Source organism: Mesorhizobium shangrilense, assembly GCF_040537815.1.
Classification (GTDB): Bacteria; Pseudomonadota; Alphaproteobacteria; order Rhizobiales; family Rhizobiaceae; genus Mesorhizobium; species Mesorhizobium shangrilense.
In genome coordinates, this window is sequence record NZ_JBEWSZ010000001.1 from 2,593,342 (window position 1) to 2,607,737 (window position 14,396).

General features: G+C 62.7%; 15 protein-coding genes. 5 read left to right on the forward strand and 10 right to left on the reverse strand.

Translation table 11 applies throughout. The features are described from left to right. Positions 1–78: 78 nt before the first annotated feature. A complete protein-coding gene (locus ABVQ20_RS12990; RefSeq protein WP_354459900.1) occupies positions 79–687 on the reverse strand; it encodes a TetR/AcrR family transcriptional regulator in 609 nt (202 codons plus the stop codon). Positions 688–805: 118 nt separating this feature from the next. On the opposite strand from ABVQ20_RS12990, the gene ABVQ20_RS12995 reads away from it, so the two are divergent. Then, positions 806–2,026 carry an MFS transporter gene (locus ABVQ20_RS12995; protein ID WP_354459901.1) on the forward strand — a complete coding sequence of 407 codons (1,221 nt, stop codon included), beginning with the start codon at positions 806–808 and terminating at the stop codon, positions 2,024–2,026. 54 nt (positions 2,027–2,080) lie between these two features. Here ABVQ20_RS12995 and ribB read toward each other — a convergent pair whose 3' ends face one another. Further along, on the reverse strand, positions 2,081–3,181 hold the full coding sequence (gene ribB, locus ABVQ20_RS13000; RefSeq protein WP_354459902.1) for a 3,4-dihydroxy-2-butanone-4-phosphate synthase: 1,101 nt from the start codon (positions 3,179–3,181) through the stop codon (positions 2,081–2,083). A gap of 114 nt (positions 3,182–3,295) precedes the next feature. Next, a complete protein-coding gene (gene aroC / locus ABVQ20_RS13005) occupies positions 3,296–4,405 on the reverse strand; it encodes a chorismate synthase (protein ID WP_354459903.1) in 1,110 nt (369 codons plus the stop codon). Positions 4,406–4,690: 285 nt separating this feature from the next. Here aroC and ABVQ20_RS13010 point away from each other — a divergent pair, with 285 nt between their 5' ends. After that, positions 4,691–4,951, forward strand: a complete 261-nt coding sequence (locus ABVQ20_RS13010; protein WP_227348523.1) for a DUF1344 domain-containing protein — start codon at positions 4,691–4,693, stop codon at positions 4,949–4,951. A 78-nt stretch (positions 4,952–5,029) separates the two neighbouring features. Here the strand turns inward: ABVQ20_RS13010 and ABVQ20_RS13015 are convergent, their stop codons facing one another. The 4 genes from ABVQ20_RS13015 to ABVQ20_RS13030 form a co-directional block, all read right to left on the reverse strand. Next, positions 5,030–5,617: a histidine phosphatase family protein gene (locus ABVQ20_RS13015; protein ID WP_354459904.1), complete on the reverse strand. Its 588-nt coding sequence runs from the start codon at positions 5,615–5,617 to the stop codon at positions 5,030–5,032. A 40-nt stretch (positions 5,618–5,657) separates the two neighbouring features. Beyond that, a complete protein-coding gene (gene fabI / locus ABVQ20_RS13020; protein WP_354459905.1) occupies positions 5,658–6,476 on the reverse strand; it encodes an enoyl-ACP reductase FabI in 819 nt (272 codons plus the stop codon). A gap of 107 nt (positions 6,477–6,583) precedes the next feature. Then, a complete protein-coding gene (locus ABVQ20_RS13025) occupies positions 6,584–7,513 on the reverse strand; it encodes a DnaJ C-terminal domain-containing protein (protein ID WP_354459906.1) in 930 nt (309 codons plus the stop codon). Positions 7,514–7,611: 98 nt separating this feature from the next. Beyond that, positions 7,612–8,073, reverse strand: coding sequence for an RT0821/Lpp0805 family surface protein (locus ABVQ20_RS13030; RefSeq protein ID WP_354459907.1), 462 nt, complete (start codon positions 8,071–8,073; stop codon positions 7,612–7,614). 76 nt (positions 8,074–8,149) lie between these two features. Here ABVQ20_RS13030 and pdxH point away from each other — a divergent pair, with 76 nt between their 5' ends. After that, the gene (pdxH, locus tag ABVQ20_RS13035) at positions 8,150–8,767 is read left to right on the forward strand and encodes a pyridoxamine 5'-phosphate oxidase (RefSeq protein WP_354459908.1); all 618 of its coding nucleotides are present in this window, start codon (positions 8,150–8,152) and stop codon (positions 8,765–8,767) included. A gap of 9 nt (positions 8,768–8,776) precedes the next feature. On the opposite strand, the gene ABVQ20_RS13040 is transcribed toward pdxH, so the two are convergent. After that, positions 8,777–9,529: a crotonase/enoyl-CoA hydratase family protein gene (locus ABVQ20_RS13040; RefSeq protein ID WP_354459909.1), complete on the reverse strand. Its 753-nt coding sequence runs from the start codon at positions 9,527–9,529 to the stop codon at positions 8,777–8,779. Between the two features lie 27 nt (positions 9,530–9,556). Continuing rightward, positions 9,557–11,326 carry an acyl-CoA dehydrogenase family protein gene (locus ABVQ20_RS13045; RefSeq protein ID WP_354459910.1) on the reverse strand — a complete coding sequence of 590 codons (1,770 nt, stop codon included), beginning with the start codon at positions 11,324–11,326 and terminating at the stop codon, positions 9,557–9,559. A gap of 206 nt (positions 11,327–11,532) precedes the next feature. On the opposite strand from ABVQ20_RS13045, the gene ABVQ20_RS13050 reads away from it, so the two are divergent. Beyond that, positions 11,533–11,769, forward strand: coding sequence for a hypothetical protein (locus ABVQ20_RS13050; protein ID WP_354459911.1), 237 nt, complete (start codon positions 11,533–11,535; stop codon positions 11,767–11,769). A gap of 126 nt (positions 11,770–11,895) precedes the next feature. Next, positions 11,896–13,056 (forward strand): glycoside hydrolase family 25 protein, encoded by a 1,161-nt coding sequence (locus tag ABVQ20_RS13055; RefSeq protein ID WP_435528339.1) that lies wholly within the window; start codon positions 11,896–11,898, stop codon positions 13,054–13,056. A gap of 42 nt (positions 13,057–13,098) precedes the next feature. On the opposite strand, the gene purD is transcribed toward ABVQ20_RS13055, so the two are convergent. Beyond that, a complete protein-coding gene (gene purD / locus ABVQ20_RS13060) occupies positions 13,099–14,376 on the reverse strand; it encodes a phosphoribosylamine--glycine ligase (RefSeq protein ID WP_354459912.1) in 1,278 nt (425 codons plus the stop codon). Between the last annotated feature and the right edge of the window lie 20 nt (positions 14,377–14,396).

The window sequence follows — 14,396 nt, forward strand, 5'->3', positions numbered from 1 at the left end:
TCAGAGATGGCTGTGGAGGATGCGCTCAAACAGGCTATTGTCAATCGTGGGCAGTGGCGCTGGACCGCAGTGGGAATGTCAGCTCGGCTCCGAACCCGGCTTTTTGAGCAAGCCTTCGAGCAGTTGCTTGAACGCAGCCACCACCTTTTTCGAGGTCGCTTCAGGGTTCTTCGAATTGGCGATCCGCTGCGACGCCTGGCTGCTCGCCCCGTTGATCAGCCGCGCGGCGGTTTCGGGGTCGAGGCTGGCGACGACCATCCCCTCTTCCTGCAGCGTGGCCAGATGATCAGCCATTGAAGCGACGCATGCATTGGCATTCGGCCACTGCGCGGGATCTCCCAGCACGGCTGGACCGTCCCGGAACATGATGCGCTGGATTTCCGGCTCCAGCGCCATCTCGATGTAGGTTGTGCATTCGTCGACGAAGTGCTGCCAGCGGGTCGGCGCTTTCGATGCGACCTCATTCACCCGAGCAGCCATCTCGCCGTCGATCTCGGCGATCACCGCCTGCAGCAGCCCCTTCTTGTCGCCGAAATGATGATAAAGCGCGCCGCGCGTCAGCCCTGCCGACGCGGTGAAATCGTCCATGGAAGCGTCGGCATAGCCGGTCGTGCCGAAAGCATGACGGGCGGCGGCTATGAGCTTGGCGCGCGTCTCTGCGATCATCTCCTTGCGAGGTTTGTGCATGGCTTCTGGCCCTATCTACATACGCCGCGTATGCCAATTGACATACGAGGCGTATGAACTATCTGACACTCATACGCTTCGTATGTAATTGTCGAACCTCCCTTTGTCGAGGAACCCCATGCAAAACCCCTACTCGGAAATCTTTCGCGCTCCCGGAGCCAAAGGCTTTGCAGCCGCGGGCTTCATGGCGCGCCTGCCGATCGCCATGGCTCCAATCGGGATCGTGGCGATGCTGTCGCAGATGCGTGGTGAATACTGGCTTGCCGGCGCCGTCTCCGCGACATTCGCGCTGGCCAACGCATTCGTTGCGCCGCAGACATCAAGACTGGTGGATCGGCTCGGGCAGACGCGGATTGTCGTGCCCACCACCATCATCTCCGTACTGGCGTTCGCGGTTCTGATCGCCGCGGCCAATCAGGATTGGCCGGTATGGACATTGTTCGTATCGGCACTGCTGGCGGCGGCAATGCCGAGCATGCCCGCAATGGTGCGCGCGCGCTGGACCGAAATCTTCCGAGGCCGGCCCGAGATGAACACCGCGTTCGCCTTCGAATCAGCGGCGGACGAACTGGTCTATATTGCCGGGGCATCGCTGTCGGTGGGCCTGAGTGCCGCCCTGTTCCCGGAAGCGGGAATGCTGGCGAGCACAGTGTTCCTCGCCTTCGGTTCGACAGCCTTCATCCTGCAGCGCTCGACCGAGCCGCAAGTGCGGCCGGCAGAGCATCGTTTGCGCGGCTCGGCAATCCGCCTGCGGCAGGTTCAGATCATCACCTTCGCCCTGATCTTCATCGGCGCGACCTTCGCGACCACGGAAGTGAGCACGGTGGCGCTCACCAAGGAGCTTGGCCAACCGGGTGCCGCTAGCCTCGTTATCGGCGTCTACGCCCTTGGGTCGTTCGTTCTCGGCATCATCGTCGGGGCGCTCAACCTGAAGGCACCGCTGCAACGCCAGTTGGCAATCGCGGTCGCCATCATCGCGCTCACCGCATTGCTGCCGCTCACCGCCGGCACGGTGCCGCTGCTGGCGCTGACCGTCTTCGTCAGCGGCGTGGCGATCTCGCCGACCTTCATCACGGCGTTCGGCCTCATCGAGCGGCACGTGCCGGAGGCGATGCTGACGGAAGGCATCACCTGGGTAGCCACCGGCATTGGCATCGGCATGGCGCTGGGGTCGTTCGCCGCCGGCGCGGTGGTGGATGCGTTCGGCGCACAGAACGGGTTCTGGGTATCGGTAGCGTCGGGCGCTATCGCACTAGCCACCGTGCTGCTTGGCCAGCGCAGCCTTGCCAGCCGCAAAGACGATCCGAGCGGCAGCGAAGCAGCCGTCGTTCCCGCCTGATGGTCCATAAGGCGCCCGGTTCCAATACACCGGGCGCTTTTCGCGGCTAACCGTTCAGAGGATCTCGGTCTTGGCGATATGAATGCCAAACCCTTCGAGGCCGACATAGTGACGTTCGCGCGAGGCGATCAGGTTGATCGAGGAAATGCCGAGATCCTTCAGGATCTGTGCGCCAAGCCCGATCTCACGCCATTCATTCTCGCGGCGACGAGCTTCTTCGTGGTCCTCGCGGTCGCCGGAAACAGGGCGCTTGCGCTCCTGGTGGGCAACGCCGACGGACCCCTCGCGCAGATAGACGATGACGCCACGCTTGCGCTCGCCCATGGCTTTCATGACGCCGTCCAGCCTGTGGCTGGTGCCGAAGACGTCGGTCACGACATCTTCCGAGTGCAGGCGCACCGGCACGTCCTCGCCGTCGCGGATGTCGCCGAAAACGATGGCGACATGATGCATCGAATCCCAAGGCAGCGTGTAGGTGAAGACTTGTGCCTTGCCGCCAAGCGTGTCGATTTCGGAGCAAGCCACGCGCTCGACCAGCGTTTCCTTGCGCTGGCGGTAGGCGATGAGGTCGGCGACAGAAACCTGCTTGAGACCGTGCTCCTCGGCAAAGGCCGCGACCTGCGGGCCGCGCTTGACGGTGCCGTCGTCATTGACGAGTTCGGAAATGACGCCGACCGGCGGCAAGCCGGCGAGCTTGCAGAGGTCCACAGCCGCTTCGGTATGGCCCGAGCGCATCAGCACGCCGCCCTCGCGCGCGATCAGCGGAAAGATATGGCCGGGACGGACGAAGTCCGCACCGCCGACATTGCCGTTGGCAAGATTGCGCACGGTCAGCGTGCGGTCCTCGGCCGAAATGCCCGTCGTGGTGCCGTGCTTGAAATCGACGCTGACGGTGAAGGCCGTGGTGTGGGCTGAATCATTGTCGGCGACCATCGGCGACAGATTGAGGCGCTTGGCCTCCTCGCGCGGCATCGGCGTGCACACGATGCCGGACGTATGGCGAACGATGAACGCCATCTTCTCCGGCGTGCAATGCACGGCGGCAACGATCAGGTCGCCCTCGTTCTCACGCCCGTCATCGTCCATGACGACGACGATTTCGCCGCGTTCGAAGGCACGCAGGGCTTCGACGATTTTCTTCTGATCGTAGGGCATGGAACGCTCGCTTCGCTCACGGAATAGGGGAGTAAGGGAATAGGGCAGTATGGGAGCAGGGAAAAGGGAAAATCGGCTGTCCCGGCGGGCTGCGTAGCATACTCCCCTACTGCCTTACTGCCCTACTCCCCTCCCAGTTTGTCCGCGGTGACGCAGATAGTGATCGGCGATCGCGCAGGCAACCATCGCCTCGCCGATCGGGACGGCACGGATGCCGACGCATGGATCGTGGCGGCCCTTGGTCATCACCTCGACGTCGTTGCCGTCCTTGTCGATCGACTTTCGCGGGGTGAGAATCGACGAGGTCGGCTTGACGGCGAAGCGGGCAATGATCGCCTGGCCGGTCGAAATGCCGCCAAGGATGCCGCCGGCGTGGTTGGACAGGAACACCGGCTTGCCGTCATTGCCCATACGCATCTCGTCGGCATTCTGTTCGCCGGTGATGCGGGCGGCCTCGAAGCCATTGCCGATCTCGACGCCCTTGACGGCGTTGATCGACATCAGGCCCGAGGCAATGTCCTGGTCGAGCTTGGCATAGATCGGCGCGCCAAGACCCGCGGGGACGCCATCGGCGACGATCTCGATGACGGCGCCTACCGATGAGCCCGCCTTGCGGATGCCGTCGAGATATTTGGTGAAGACGGGAACGGAAGCAGGATCGGGCGTGAAGAACGGGTTCTCGGCATCGCCGATGAAATTCCAGTTCCAGTTGGCGCGATCGATCGACTTTTCGCCCATCGACACCAGCGCGCCGCGCACCACCATGCCGGGGACGACTTTGCGGGCCAGGGCGCCAGCGGCGACGCGGGCGGCGGTCTCGCGCGCTGAGGAGCGGCCACCGCCACGATAGTCGCGGATGCCGTATTTGACGTCATAGGTGTAGTCGGCATGACCGGGGCGGTACTGGCGGGCGATCTCGCCATAGTCCTTCGAGCGCTGGTCGACGTTCTCGATCATCATCGAAACCGGCGTACCGGTGGTGATCATGGTCTCGCCGTCCTCGTCGAGGACGAAGCCGGACAGCACCTTCACCTCATCGGGCTCACGGCGTTGTGTGACGAACCGCGACTGTCCCGGCCGGCGCTTGTCGAGTTCGGCCTGGATCTCCTGACGCGTGAAGCGGATGCCGGGTGGACAGCCATCGACGACGCAGCCCAGTGCCGGACCATGGCTTTCGCCCCAGGTGGTGACTCTGAAAAGATGGCCGAACGTATTGTGAGACATGCAAACCAGCCCTGCCCGGCTTGAACCCGGCTTAGCGCATGCCCCCCGATAATCGGAGCGATTTCGAAAAAGATCATGCGCAAATCAAAAAGTGCTACAGCGTCCTTTGCGCGTCCAAGAGGACACGCGGCGCTGTAGTCTGCCTTCTATTGGCGTTTTCCACAGGGGTCAAACTATGATCCAGCAGATTTAGTTTTGACACATTCGGTTGGTTTCTGCTCTGCTCGATCCGCCTGTTGAACGCCCGCCGCCACTGCGCGGGCGCAAGGATTAAAGAGGACGATGATGCGTACCCTGATTGGCGCCGTTGCCGCTACATTGCTGCTTTCCACCGCCGCGTTCGCCGGCCAGACCGAGGGCCTCATCAAGAAGGTCGACAAGGATGCGCTGACGCTGACGCTCGACGACGGCAAGTCCTACAAGCTGAATGCCGAAACCGATCTCGATGCACTGAAGCCGGGCATGGACATCGTCATCGCCTACGACGTGACGAACGGCGAGAACGTCGTCACCGACATGGAATTGCCGGACAGCTCGGCCAACTAGAGCGTCGGCGGCACTCCAAACTCACACAACAACGGCCTGAAAATCGCTTCCGGTTTTCGGGCCGAAGTTTTGTTGGCGCTACAACCACTCCAGACGCTGGCCCTGAAGTCGCAATATACGATCCTGCGGCACTTCCAGGTTCGCCGCGTCTTGCTCGGGCACGCCTTCAACAAGGCGAAACAGCGTCCTGATGACACCGCCATGCGTGACGCAAACGGTCTGGCGGGTCAGCGCGTCGAACCAGGGTTTTACCCGCTCGAGCAGCATCTGGTAGCTTTCGGCGGCATGGCCGGGCGGCTGGAAATTCCATTTGTCCAAAGCCCGTGTCCTGCTCGCCCCCGGGTACCGCGCCTCGAGCTCGGGAAAGGTGAAACCTTGCCAGTCGCCGAAGTTGACTTCGACGAGGCGAGGATCGGTACGATAGGCCTCGGGATCGAGCTTCATCGCCGCGCGCACGCGCTCCATCGTCTCGCGCGTCCGTTTCATCGGGCTGGCGACAAAGTCGAAATCCCAGGGATTTCCAAGAAGTTCAGCCAGCCGATGCCCGTTTCGGGTCGCCTGCGCGCGACCGTGCGCGTTGAGGTCGGTGTCGGCCTGGCCTTGCAGCCGGTATTCGGCATTCCACGCCGTCTGGCCGTGGCGCGCGATATAGACCAGCGGGTACATAAGGCCTTCCGGAACGGATGGGGAAGAACGATCGGCGGTGCTAATCCTTGACCGTCGAAATGTCCGGCGCGTCGACCGCCTTCATGCCGACAACGTGATAGCCGGAATCGACATGGTGGATCTCGCCGGTGACGCCACGCGAAAGATCGGAGAGGAAATAGACGGCGGAATCACCGACTTCCTCCTGCGTGACCGTCTGCTTCAGCGGCGAATTGTATTCGTTCCACTTCAGGATATAGCGGAAGTCACCGATGCCGGATGCGGCCAGCGTCTTGATCGGGCCGGCGGAGATCGCGTTGACGCGGATCTTCTTGCCACCGAGGTCGACGGCCAGATAACGCACGCTGGCTTCGAGCGCCGCCTTGGCGACACCCATGACGTTGTAGTGCGGCATCACTTTTTCGGCGCCGTAGTAGGTCAGCGTCAGCAGCGAACCACCGTCCGTCATCAGCGCCTCGGCACGCTTGGCGATGGTGGTGAAGGAATAGACCGAAATGTCCATGGTCCGCAGGAAATTGTCGCGCGTCGTCTCGACATAGCGGCCAGTCAGCTCGTCCTTGTCGGAAAAGGCGATGGCGTGGACGAGGAAATCCAGCTTGCCCCAATGCTTGGCGACATTGGCGAAAACCTCATCGAGGCTCGCCGGATCGGTGACGTCGCAATGGCCTGCAACAAAGGCGCCTAGTTCGGCCGCCAAAGGCTCGACGCGCTTCTTGAACGCTTCGCCCTGGTAGGTCAGCGCGATCTCGGCGCCATGATCGACGCAGGCCTTGGCGATGCCGTAGGCGATCGATCGATTGTTGGCGACGCCGAGAATAAGGCCGCGCTTGCCGGCCATAAGGCCCTGTCCACCCGCCATGTGAGCGCTCTCCGCAAGATTTTCTGCTTTGTGGAGTGCCCTATCGCACAGGCACAGGGCCCCTTCAAGCGCTCAACGCGGACAGTTCGGGGGACAAAGGTGTGAGATCAGCCTTTTTGGTCGCGCATCAGCGCTTCGAGCGCGCTGTCTCCACCTTCTGGCAGCATCAAACGCACATGCGCGTAGAGATCGCCATGGCCGCCGGCTTTTTCCGGCAGGCCCCTGCCCTTCAGCCGCAGGACCTTGTCGGAGCTCGACCAGGCCGGAACGTTGACCGCGAGTTTGCCGGTTGGCGTCTCGACCGGCACCTTGGCGCCAAGCACCGCGTCCGCCAGCGTCACCGGCAGATCGGCATGCAGGTCGCGGCCCTCGATACGGTAGCGCGGATGCCGACGGAGGTGAATCTTGACCAGCGCGTCACCGGGCTGGCCTGGCCCCTGCTCTCCCTGCCCTTTCAGCCGGATGGTCTGGCCGTCCTCGACATATACAGGCAGTTTGACCGCGATCTTGCGGCCATCGGGAAACATAGCCGTGACTTTCTCCGCGGTCGCCGCTTCCTCGAGCGTCACGTCGAGCGTCACGTTCAGGTCAGCAGCGGTCGCCTGCTGGCGGCGGTCACCCGCACTGGCGCCGCGCGCGCCCGAAAAGGCGTCGCCGAAAATCTGGCTGAAGATATCGCTGTTGCCGTCGAACGGGTCGCCGCCCGGGCGGCCCGAGCGAAATTCGAATCGCGAGCCGCCAGGCCCTTGCTGCCTGCGAAAGCCGCCGAAAGGATCGCCGCCGCCAGCGGCACCTTCAAAGCCCTGGAAACGCGGCTTGCCGTCGGCGTCGATCTCGCCGCGGTCGAAAGCCGCCCGATTCTTCTCGTCGCCGACGATCTCATAAGCCTGGTTGGCCGCGGCAAAGCGGTCCTTCGCCTTGGGATCATCCGGATTCTGGTCCGGGTGATGCTTCTTGGCGAGCTTGCGGTAAGCTGATTTAATGTCTTTGGCCGATGCGTTCTTGGCAACGCCCAGCACCTCATAGGGGTCGCGCATGCGTCCTGCCTGCAAGAAAGGGTGAATCTACTGGCCCCTATATGCGCTTGCATAGGAAGAAATTCCAGTGCCGAAGCGCCAATAATAAGTGCTGAAAGTCAGAGCGCCTTGAAGTCCTGCATGAGCCAGATTCCAGCGCTCGCCAGACAGGCTTCGCCCTTGAACAAGGCAACGCCGTCGAAGCTTTCGCGCGACGCGGTAAAGCGGCGGCAAAGCTGACCCTTGTCCTTGAATTCCGCCAACTCCGTAATGGAGCCGCGCGATCCCGTGCCGGAATTCGCCCACGGCACGGCTTGTCCGCCAAGTTCCTGGATGTCGGCCGATGACACGGCGTTGCGGATCGTTGTCTGGTCGGAGGCGCGATCCGAATCGATCGGCGTCGCCGAAGCAGGTGTGCTGCTGGTGATGAGCGAGCGGTCGACTTCCGCTTTCTGCAGGCTGAAGCCACCCGCGCCACAGCCGGCAAGCGGGATGGCCATCATCACGATCGCGGCTTTGGCGCTGGCCGAAGCAATAAGGCTCCATTGCCTGCTGTCAAAAGCTTGCGCGATACGCGACAATAGGCGACCTCCCTTTGGCTTCGTGACAATCCGGGTTTCGTGACAATCTTGGCTTCACGACAATTTGAGAAAAACTATGAGTGATGCAGAGTTAACAAGCAGTGACTTTACCGAGGCCGCAGAGCCGTTTCGCCTCTTTGCGGCATGGCTGGACGACGCCACGAAGAGCGAAATCAACGACGCCAATGGCGTGGCGCTGGCGACCGTCGACGCCGATGGCATGCCGGATGTACGGATGGTCTTGCTCAAGGGTTTCGATGAAAGCGGGTTTGTCTTCTACACGAATTTCGAGAGCGCCAAGGGCCGGGAGATTCTTGGCAGCATGAAGGCGGCGATGTGCTTTCACTGGAAGTCGCTGCGCCGGCAGGTGCGCATTCGCGGGCCGGTGGAGATCGTCAGCGACGCCGAGGCGGACGCCTATTACGCGACACGCCCACGCGGCAGCCGTATCGGCGCCTGGGCCTCGAAACAGTCACGACCACTGGAAAGCCGTTTTGCACTGGAGAAGGCTGTCGCCGAATACACCGCGCGCCACGCCATCGGCGACATTCCACGGCCAAAATACTGGTCGGGTTTCCGCATCGTGCCGCAGACCATCGAGTTCTGGCACGATCGCCCCTTCCGCCTGCACGACCGCCTCGTTTTTTCCCACGACGGCAAGGGCGGCTGGGACAAGACCAGACTCTATCCGTAGAGACGAAGCTCAGGCCTTCTTTCTTGTCATGAACGCGGTGAGTGCGGCGCGCGCCTCGTCCGACTTCAGCCGCTCGCGAAAATGTTCGCTTTCCTCTCCTATGCGGGCGACAAGGTCGTCGCGTGAGCCGCGCATGAGGTCGCGCGCGATCTTCAGTGCCTGCGGTGGCTTGGCAGCAATCTGGCCCGCTGCAGCCAGCACCGAGGCCTCCAGCGCGCCCTCTTCGACCACTTCATAGATCAGCCCCACAGCCTTTGCGCGCTCGGCCGAAAAGCCTTCACCAAGACCAAGCAGCGCGAAAGCACCTTGCTGACCCAGAATCCGCGGCGCGAGCAGGCTCGACCCCGCCTCGGGCACCAAGCCGAGATCGACGAAAGGCGTCCTGAACACGGTGCGTGGCGTGGCGAAGGTCAAGTCGCAATGCAGGTTAAGTGTCGTGCCGATGCCAACCGCGATGCCGTCGACGCCAGACACGATCGGCTTTTCCACGCGGGCCAGCGCGATGAGGAAATCCCAGACCTCGGTGCCGCCATCGCCGCCGGTGGCCACGACCATGAAATCGGCAAGGTCGTTGCCGGAGGAGAAGGCGCCGGGCACGCCGAGGAAGACGTGGACGCGAACAGCCGGATCGGCGTCACCTTCGGCCAGAGCAGCAGACATCTTCGCATACATGGCGCGCGTCAGCGCGTTCTTCTTGTCCGGACGGTTCATGCGGATGATCTGGATGGCGCCCTGGCGCTCAACGAGGATATGATCTGTCACGAGGCGATCCTTTGAACGTCGGGAAATTCAGGCTGTAATCAGCGCCTTGCCGGCCGCGGAAAGGCTCTCGCCGCCAGCTGTCACACGCTCCTTCAGCGCACGCACCTCGCCAAGCAGGTTTTCGGCGAAAAAGCGGCAAAGGGCGACGCGGCCATGATCGGCAAGCGCGCCCTGCGCCAGATAGGCGCCCCCGGCGGCAAGCGAGATGAGCCTGAGATAGGGCGAGGCTCCAGCCGTCGCTGCGTCAACCTGGCCGGCCGCCATCAGCCCCTGCAGAAAGCGCGTTGCTTCGACAAGGTCGTCCAGTGCCTGGTCGAGACCATCCGCGGTGCGGCCGAAACCTTCGACGTTGGAGATCCGCACCGCATCGGCGACAGCCTTCAGTTCGGCAATGTACCTAAGCACATGCTCACCATCGCCAAGCTGCAGCTTGCGCGTCACCAGGTCTATCGCCTGGATGCCGTTGGTGCCCTCATAGATCGGAGCGATGCGGGCATCTCGGTAAAGGGCGGCAGCACCCGTCTCCTCGATGAAGCCCATGCCACCATGCACCTGGACGCCGAGCGAGGCGACCTCGACGCCGACATCGGTCGAAAAGGCCTTGGCCAGCGGCGTCAGCAGATTGGCGCGGTCGCGCCAGTTTGCTGCGGCCTCGCCTTTGGCGGCGCGCGCGCGGTCGATGGCGTGTGCACAGGAATAGCTTATGGCGCGCGCCATCTGGGTCAGCGCCTTCATCGTCAGTAAAGTGCGCTGCACGTCCGGGTGGTGGATGATCGGCGCCATGCCGGCACCATCATAGCCGGCGGCCTTGCCTTGCCTGCGCTCATTGGCATAGGCGAGCGCCTTCTGTGTTGCAGTCTCAGCCACTGCCACGCCCTGCATGCCGACGGCGAGCCGCGCATTGTTCATCATCGTGAACATGCAGGCGAGGCCCTTGTTCTCCTCGCCGATCAGCCAGCCGATCGCACCTGGCTTGGCGCCGTCAAAACCGTCGCCATAGATCATGGTGCAGGTCGGCGAGGCATGGATGCCCAGCTTGTGCTCAAGGCTCGAGCAGAAGACGTCGTTGCGTGCGCCCAGCGAGCCATCGTCGCCGACCAGAAATTTCGGCACCAGGAACAGCGAGATGCCACGCGTGCCGGCGGGCGCATCGGGCAGCCGCGCCAGAACCAGATGGATGATGTTGTCGGTGAAATCGTGCTCGCCATAGGTGATGAAGATCTTCTGGCCGAAGATGCGATAGGTGCCGTCACCGGCGGGCTCGGCGCGGGCACGCAATGCATTCAGATCCGAGCCTGCCTGCGGCTCGGTCAGGTTCATCGTGCCCATCCACTCGCCGGAAACCAGCTTGGCAAGATACTTCGCTTTCAGCGCATCGGAAGCATGCTTGTCGAGCGCCTCGACCGCGCCCATGGTCAGCGTCGGGCCGATGCCGAAAGCCATGGCGGCGGAGTTCCACATTTCAAGCGCGGCGACGCCGAGCATCGTCGGCAACGCCTGTCCGCCAAACTCCTCGGGTCCCGACAACGCGTTCCAGCCGCCGTCGATCCAGCGGCGATAAAGTTCCTTCCAGCCAGGTGGAGTGGTGACGGCGGCGCCATTCAGCACCGCTCCCCTTTCGTCGCCGACCTTGTAGAGCGGCGCCACCTCGTCGGTGGCGAAACGGCCGGCCTCGGCAAGAATCGCATCAACCAGATCCTCGCCCAGATCGCCGAAAGTGCCGGCATCCAGGCAGGGCTTGAGGCCAGCCACGTGCTTCAGCGTGAAGGCTATTTCCTCGACGGGTGCCCGATACATGCCGCTCGCTCCTCCTCAGTCTTGCGCGCCAACCCTAAGGCCTGCGCGAGCGCAAGACCATCGCCCTTGGGCGGCCTCTCCTTCTTCTTTTTACGTAAACGTCAAATCTTGTCACGCAGATTTTGCAAACTTCGAGACAGGCGCTAAATTCGGCAAGTGCCCGACAAATTCGACAGGCGCTCGACACGAACAGATCGGAACCCGCCATGCTTGCCAGACCGGACGCCTATCGCTGCATCGAATGCGGACTGCCCTACCGGGCCGATGGTTTTTCCTACCATCAAGGCAAGATCGAGAATGGTGCGGCCTACTGGTCGGATCGCGGCATATTGTGCTCGCCGCGATGCTCGCTTGCGCACTATCGCAAACGCGAGGCCGAGGGGACGCTACCGCAGGCGCCGGCGCCCGACCCGTTCGAAATCCAGCCTTTCAACCGCCGATAAGTCGTCGCACCATTTGGCGCTCGAAAGCCGGACACCTCCCGGCGTCGGCATTGATCACCCTAAAGCATTTCGTTAACCATGACGGTTCAGGATCGATCTTCGATCAACGGGGATAGTCTGTCCGAAATGCCGGCGCACGCCCTTCATCGCCTGGCGCTTCTGGCCATCGCCGCCGCGATGGCATTCACGCCAACCGCAAAGGCCTCGGACTTCTCCGAGCCCTGGAAGGACGCCGACCGCGCGCTGGTCATCGACGCCTACGAATACAATTCCATCGACTGGGCGCAACTTGCCACCGACAAGCGGATCGTCGGCTTCATCAACAAGGCGTCGGACGGCATGCCGCCGCCCTATTTCTGCTTCGGCAAGGACACCGAGGTGCAGCTCTGCAAGGCGTTGTGGAGACGCTATGCCGTCACGCGCGAACTGTTCCAGACACGCAAGGTCGTGGCCAAGGCACTTGGCCTGAAATGGGGCGCCTATCACCTCGCCCGCCCCGGCAATCCGGTCGACCAGGCCAATAATTTCATCGATTTCGCCGAACCGGGGCCGGATGATCTGCTGGCCCTCGACCTTGAGGACAACGACCCCACGCAATGGATGTCTCTGGAAGACGCCGAGGAGTTTGTCCGCCAGGTGCATCGGCGGCTCGGCCGGTTTCCCATCCTCTACGTCAACGGCAGGACCGCCCAGCACATCGCTGACAACAGCTACAAATACCAGCTTCTGTCGCGTCTGCCGCTCTGGTACGCCCGCTATAAACCCGCCATCGACGCGCATTTCCCCATGGGCAACTGGAACCGCTACGCATTGTGGCAGTTCTCGGCGCAAGCCAATTGCGGCAAGCTTCGATGTCCCTACAGGGTTGCGGGCACGCCCAACGACATCGACGTCAATGTTGCCGCGATGGATGCGCCAAAACTGCGCGAACTATGGCCGTTCGGCGGTTTGATCGACGTTCCCGTGGATTATCTCGCCAGCATACCCGTGCCTATTCCGCGCGAGGCGGCCCTCAAGGGCAATGTCGCCATCACCTATGCCAATGTAGCGGCGCCGCCCACTTTCAGCGAACTCGTCGCTACGCTCGGTACTCGGTGGGCCTCATTCCGCGACGGTTTCCATATGCCGGCGGTCAAGACCGTGCCACGCCAACAGCGGGGCATTGCCGACTATGTTGCCTGGATGCGGAACGGAAAACGCTTCGCCTTCAATGAACGGGTCGCACCCAAGCCCGACATCGACCCTCTCGCCACCGGCTCGATCGGTTTCGACCACGGTCTTCGTTAAGCTGCTACCTGGGCAGGCTGGAACGAGGTTGGCGAAACGGCCTCAGCCGGTCTGTTCCCGTGCGATGGCCTGCCAGCCAATGTCGCGACGGCAGAACCCTTGCGGCCAGTCGATCTCGTCGATGGCGGCATAGGCCTTCTTCTGCGCCTCGCCGACAGTCTTGCCGGTCGCCGTGACATTGAGCACGCGGCCGCCATTGGCGACGAGTGCACCGCTGTTGATCGCCGTGCCGGCATGAAAGATCTGGACGCCGTCCTTGGCCGCTTCTTCGACACCGCGGATAACCGATCCCTTTTCCGGAGCGGCGGGGTAGCCTCTGGCGGCCAGCACCACGGTGAGCGCGGCCTCGTCGCGCCAGCGCACCGACATATGCGCGAGCTGGCCGTCGGCGGAAGCGTTGAGCAGAACCAGCAGGTCATCCTTCAGCCGCATCATCAGCACCTGGCATTCGGGATCGCCGAAACGGGTGTTGTATTCGATCAGCTTCGGCCCGTTGTCGGTGATCATCAACCCGGCAAAGAGCACGCCGGAAAACGGTGCCCCGAGCTCGGCCATGCCGCGCATTGTCGGCTCGATGATTTCCCGCATCGTGCGGTCGATCATCTCCGGCGTCATCACCGGGGCGGGCGAATAGGCGCCCATGCCGCCAGTGTTGGGACCGGTGTCGCCGTCAGCGACCCGTTTGTGGTCCTGCGCGGTGCCGAAGGGCAGCGCGGTGACGCCGTCGCAAAGGCAGAAGAAACTCGCCTCCTCACCGGTCATGAATTCCTCGACCACCACTTCGGCGCCGGCGGTTCCGAAGGAGCCATCGAAACAGGCCGCGAGTGCTGCCCGCGCTTCGTCGATTGTCATGGCCACGGTGACGCCCTTGCCGGCGGCGAGACCATCGGCCTTGATGACGATCGGCGCACCCATCTTTTCGACATAGGCCTGAGCCAAGGCGAGATCGCTGAAACGCCCATAGGCGGCGGTCGGAATGTTGTATCTGGCGCAGAGATCCTTGGTGAAACCCTTCGATCCTTCCAGCCGCGCCGCAGCCTTGGATGGGCCGAAGACTCGTATATCTTGAGCGCGCAGGTCATCGGCAATGCCGGCGACCAGCGGCCCTTCCGGCCCGACGACGACAAGGTCGATCGCCTTGTCCTTGCAGAAGGCCGTGATGGCCGCGTGATTGGCAATGTCGAGCTTCACCAGTTCGGCTTCGCGGCCGATGCCGGGATTGCCCGGCATGGCGTAAAGCTTGGTCAGCAACGGCGATGCCGCGATCTTCCAGGCCAGGGCATGTTCGCGGCCGCCGGAGCCGATCAACAAAACGCGCATGCCATTATCCCTTTGCCGTT

Bases quoted from the DNA above. Each gene is read 5' to 3' on its own strand.
- ABVQ20_RS13055 (WP_435528339.1), top strand. From the start codon at position 11,896: ATGCCGGCGCACGCCCTTCATCGCCTGGCGCTTCTGGCCATCGCCGCC.
- aroC (WP_354459903.1), bottom strand. From the start codon at position 4,405: ATGTCTCACAATACGTTCGGCCATCTTTTCAGAGTCACCACCTGGGGC.
- ABVQ20_RS13010 (WP_227348523.1), top strand. From the start codon at position 4,691: ATGCGTACCCTGATTGGCGCCGTTGCCGCTACATTGCTGCTTTCCACC.
- ribB (WP_354459902.1), bottom strand. From the start codon at position 3,181: ATGCCCTACGATCAGAAGAAAATCGTCGAAGCCCTGCGTGCCTTCGAA.
- fabI (WP_354459905.1), bottom strand. From the start codon at position 6,476: ATGGCGGGTGGACAGGGCCTTATGGCCGGCAAGCGCGGCCTTATTCTC.
- ABVQ20_RS13045 (WP_354459910.1), bottom strand. From the start codon at position 11,326: ATGTATCGGGCACCCGTCGAGGAAATAGCCTTCACGCTGAAGCACGTG.
- ABVQ20_RS12990 (WP_354459900.1), bottom strand. From the start codon at position 687: ATGCACAAACCTCGCAAGGAGATGATCGCAGAGACGCGCGCCAAGCTC.
- pdxH (WP_354459908.1), top strand. From the start codon at position 8,150: ATGAGTGATGCAGAGTTAACAAGCAGTGACTTTACCGAGGCCGCAGAG.
- ABVQ20_RS13015 (WP_354459904.1), bottom strand. From the start codon at position 5,617: ATGTACCCGCTGGTCTATATCGCGCGCCACGGCCAGACGGCGTGGAAT.
- purD (WP_354459912.1), bottom strand. From the start codon at position 14,376: ATGCGCGTTTTGTTGATCGGCTCCGGCGGCCGCGAACATGCCCTGGCC.
- ABVQ20_RS12995 (WP_354459901.1), top strand. From the start codon at position 806: ATGCAAAACCCCTACTCGGAAATCTTTCGCGCTCCCGGAGCCAAAGGC.
- ABVQ20_RS13025 (WP_354459906.1), bottom strand. From the start codon at position 7,513: ATGCGCGACCCCTATGAGGTGCTGGGCGTTGCCAAGAACGCATCGGCC.
- ABVQ20_RS13050 (WP_354459911.1), top strand. From the start codon at position 11,533: ATGCTTGCCAGACCGGACGCCTATCGCTGCATCGAATGCGGACTGCCC.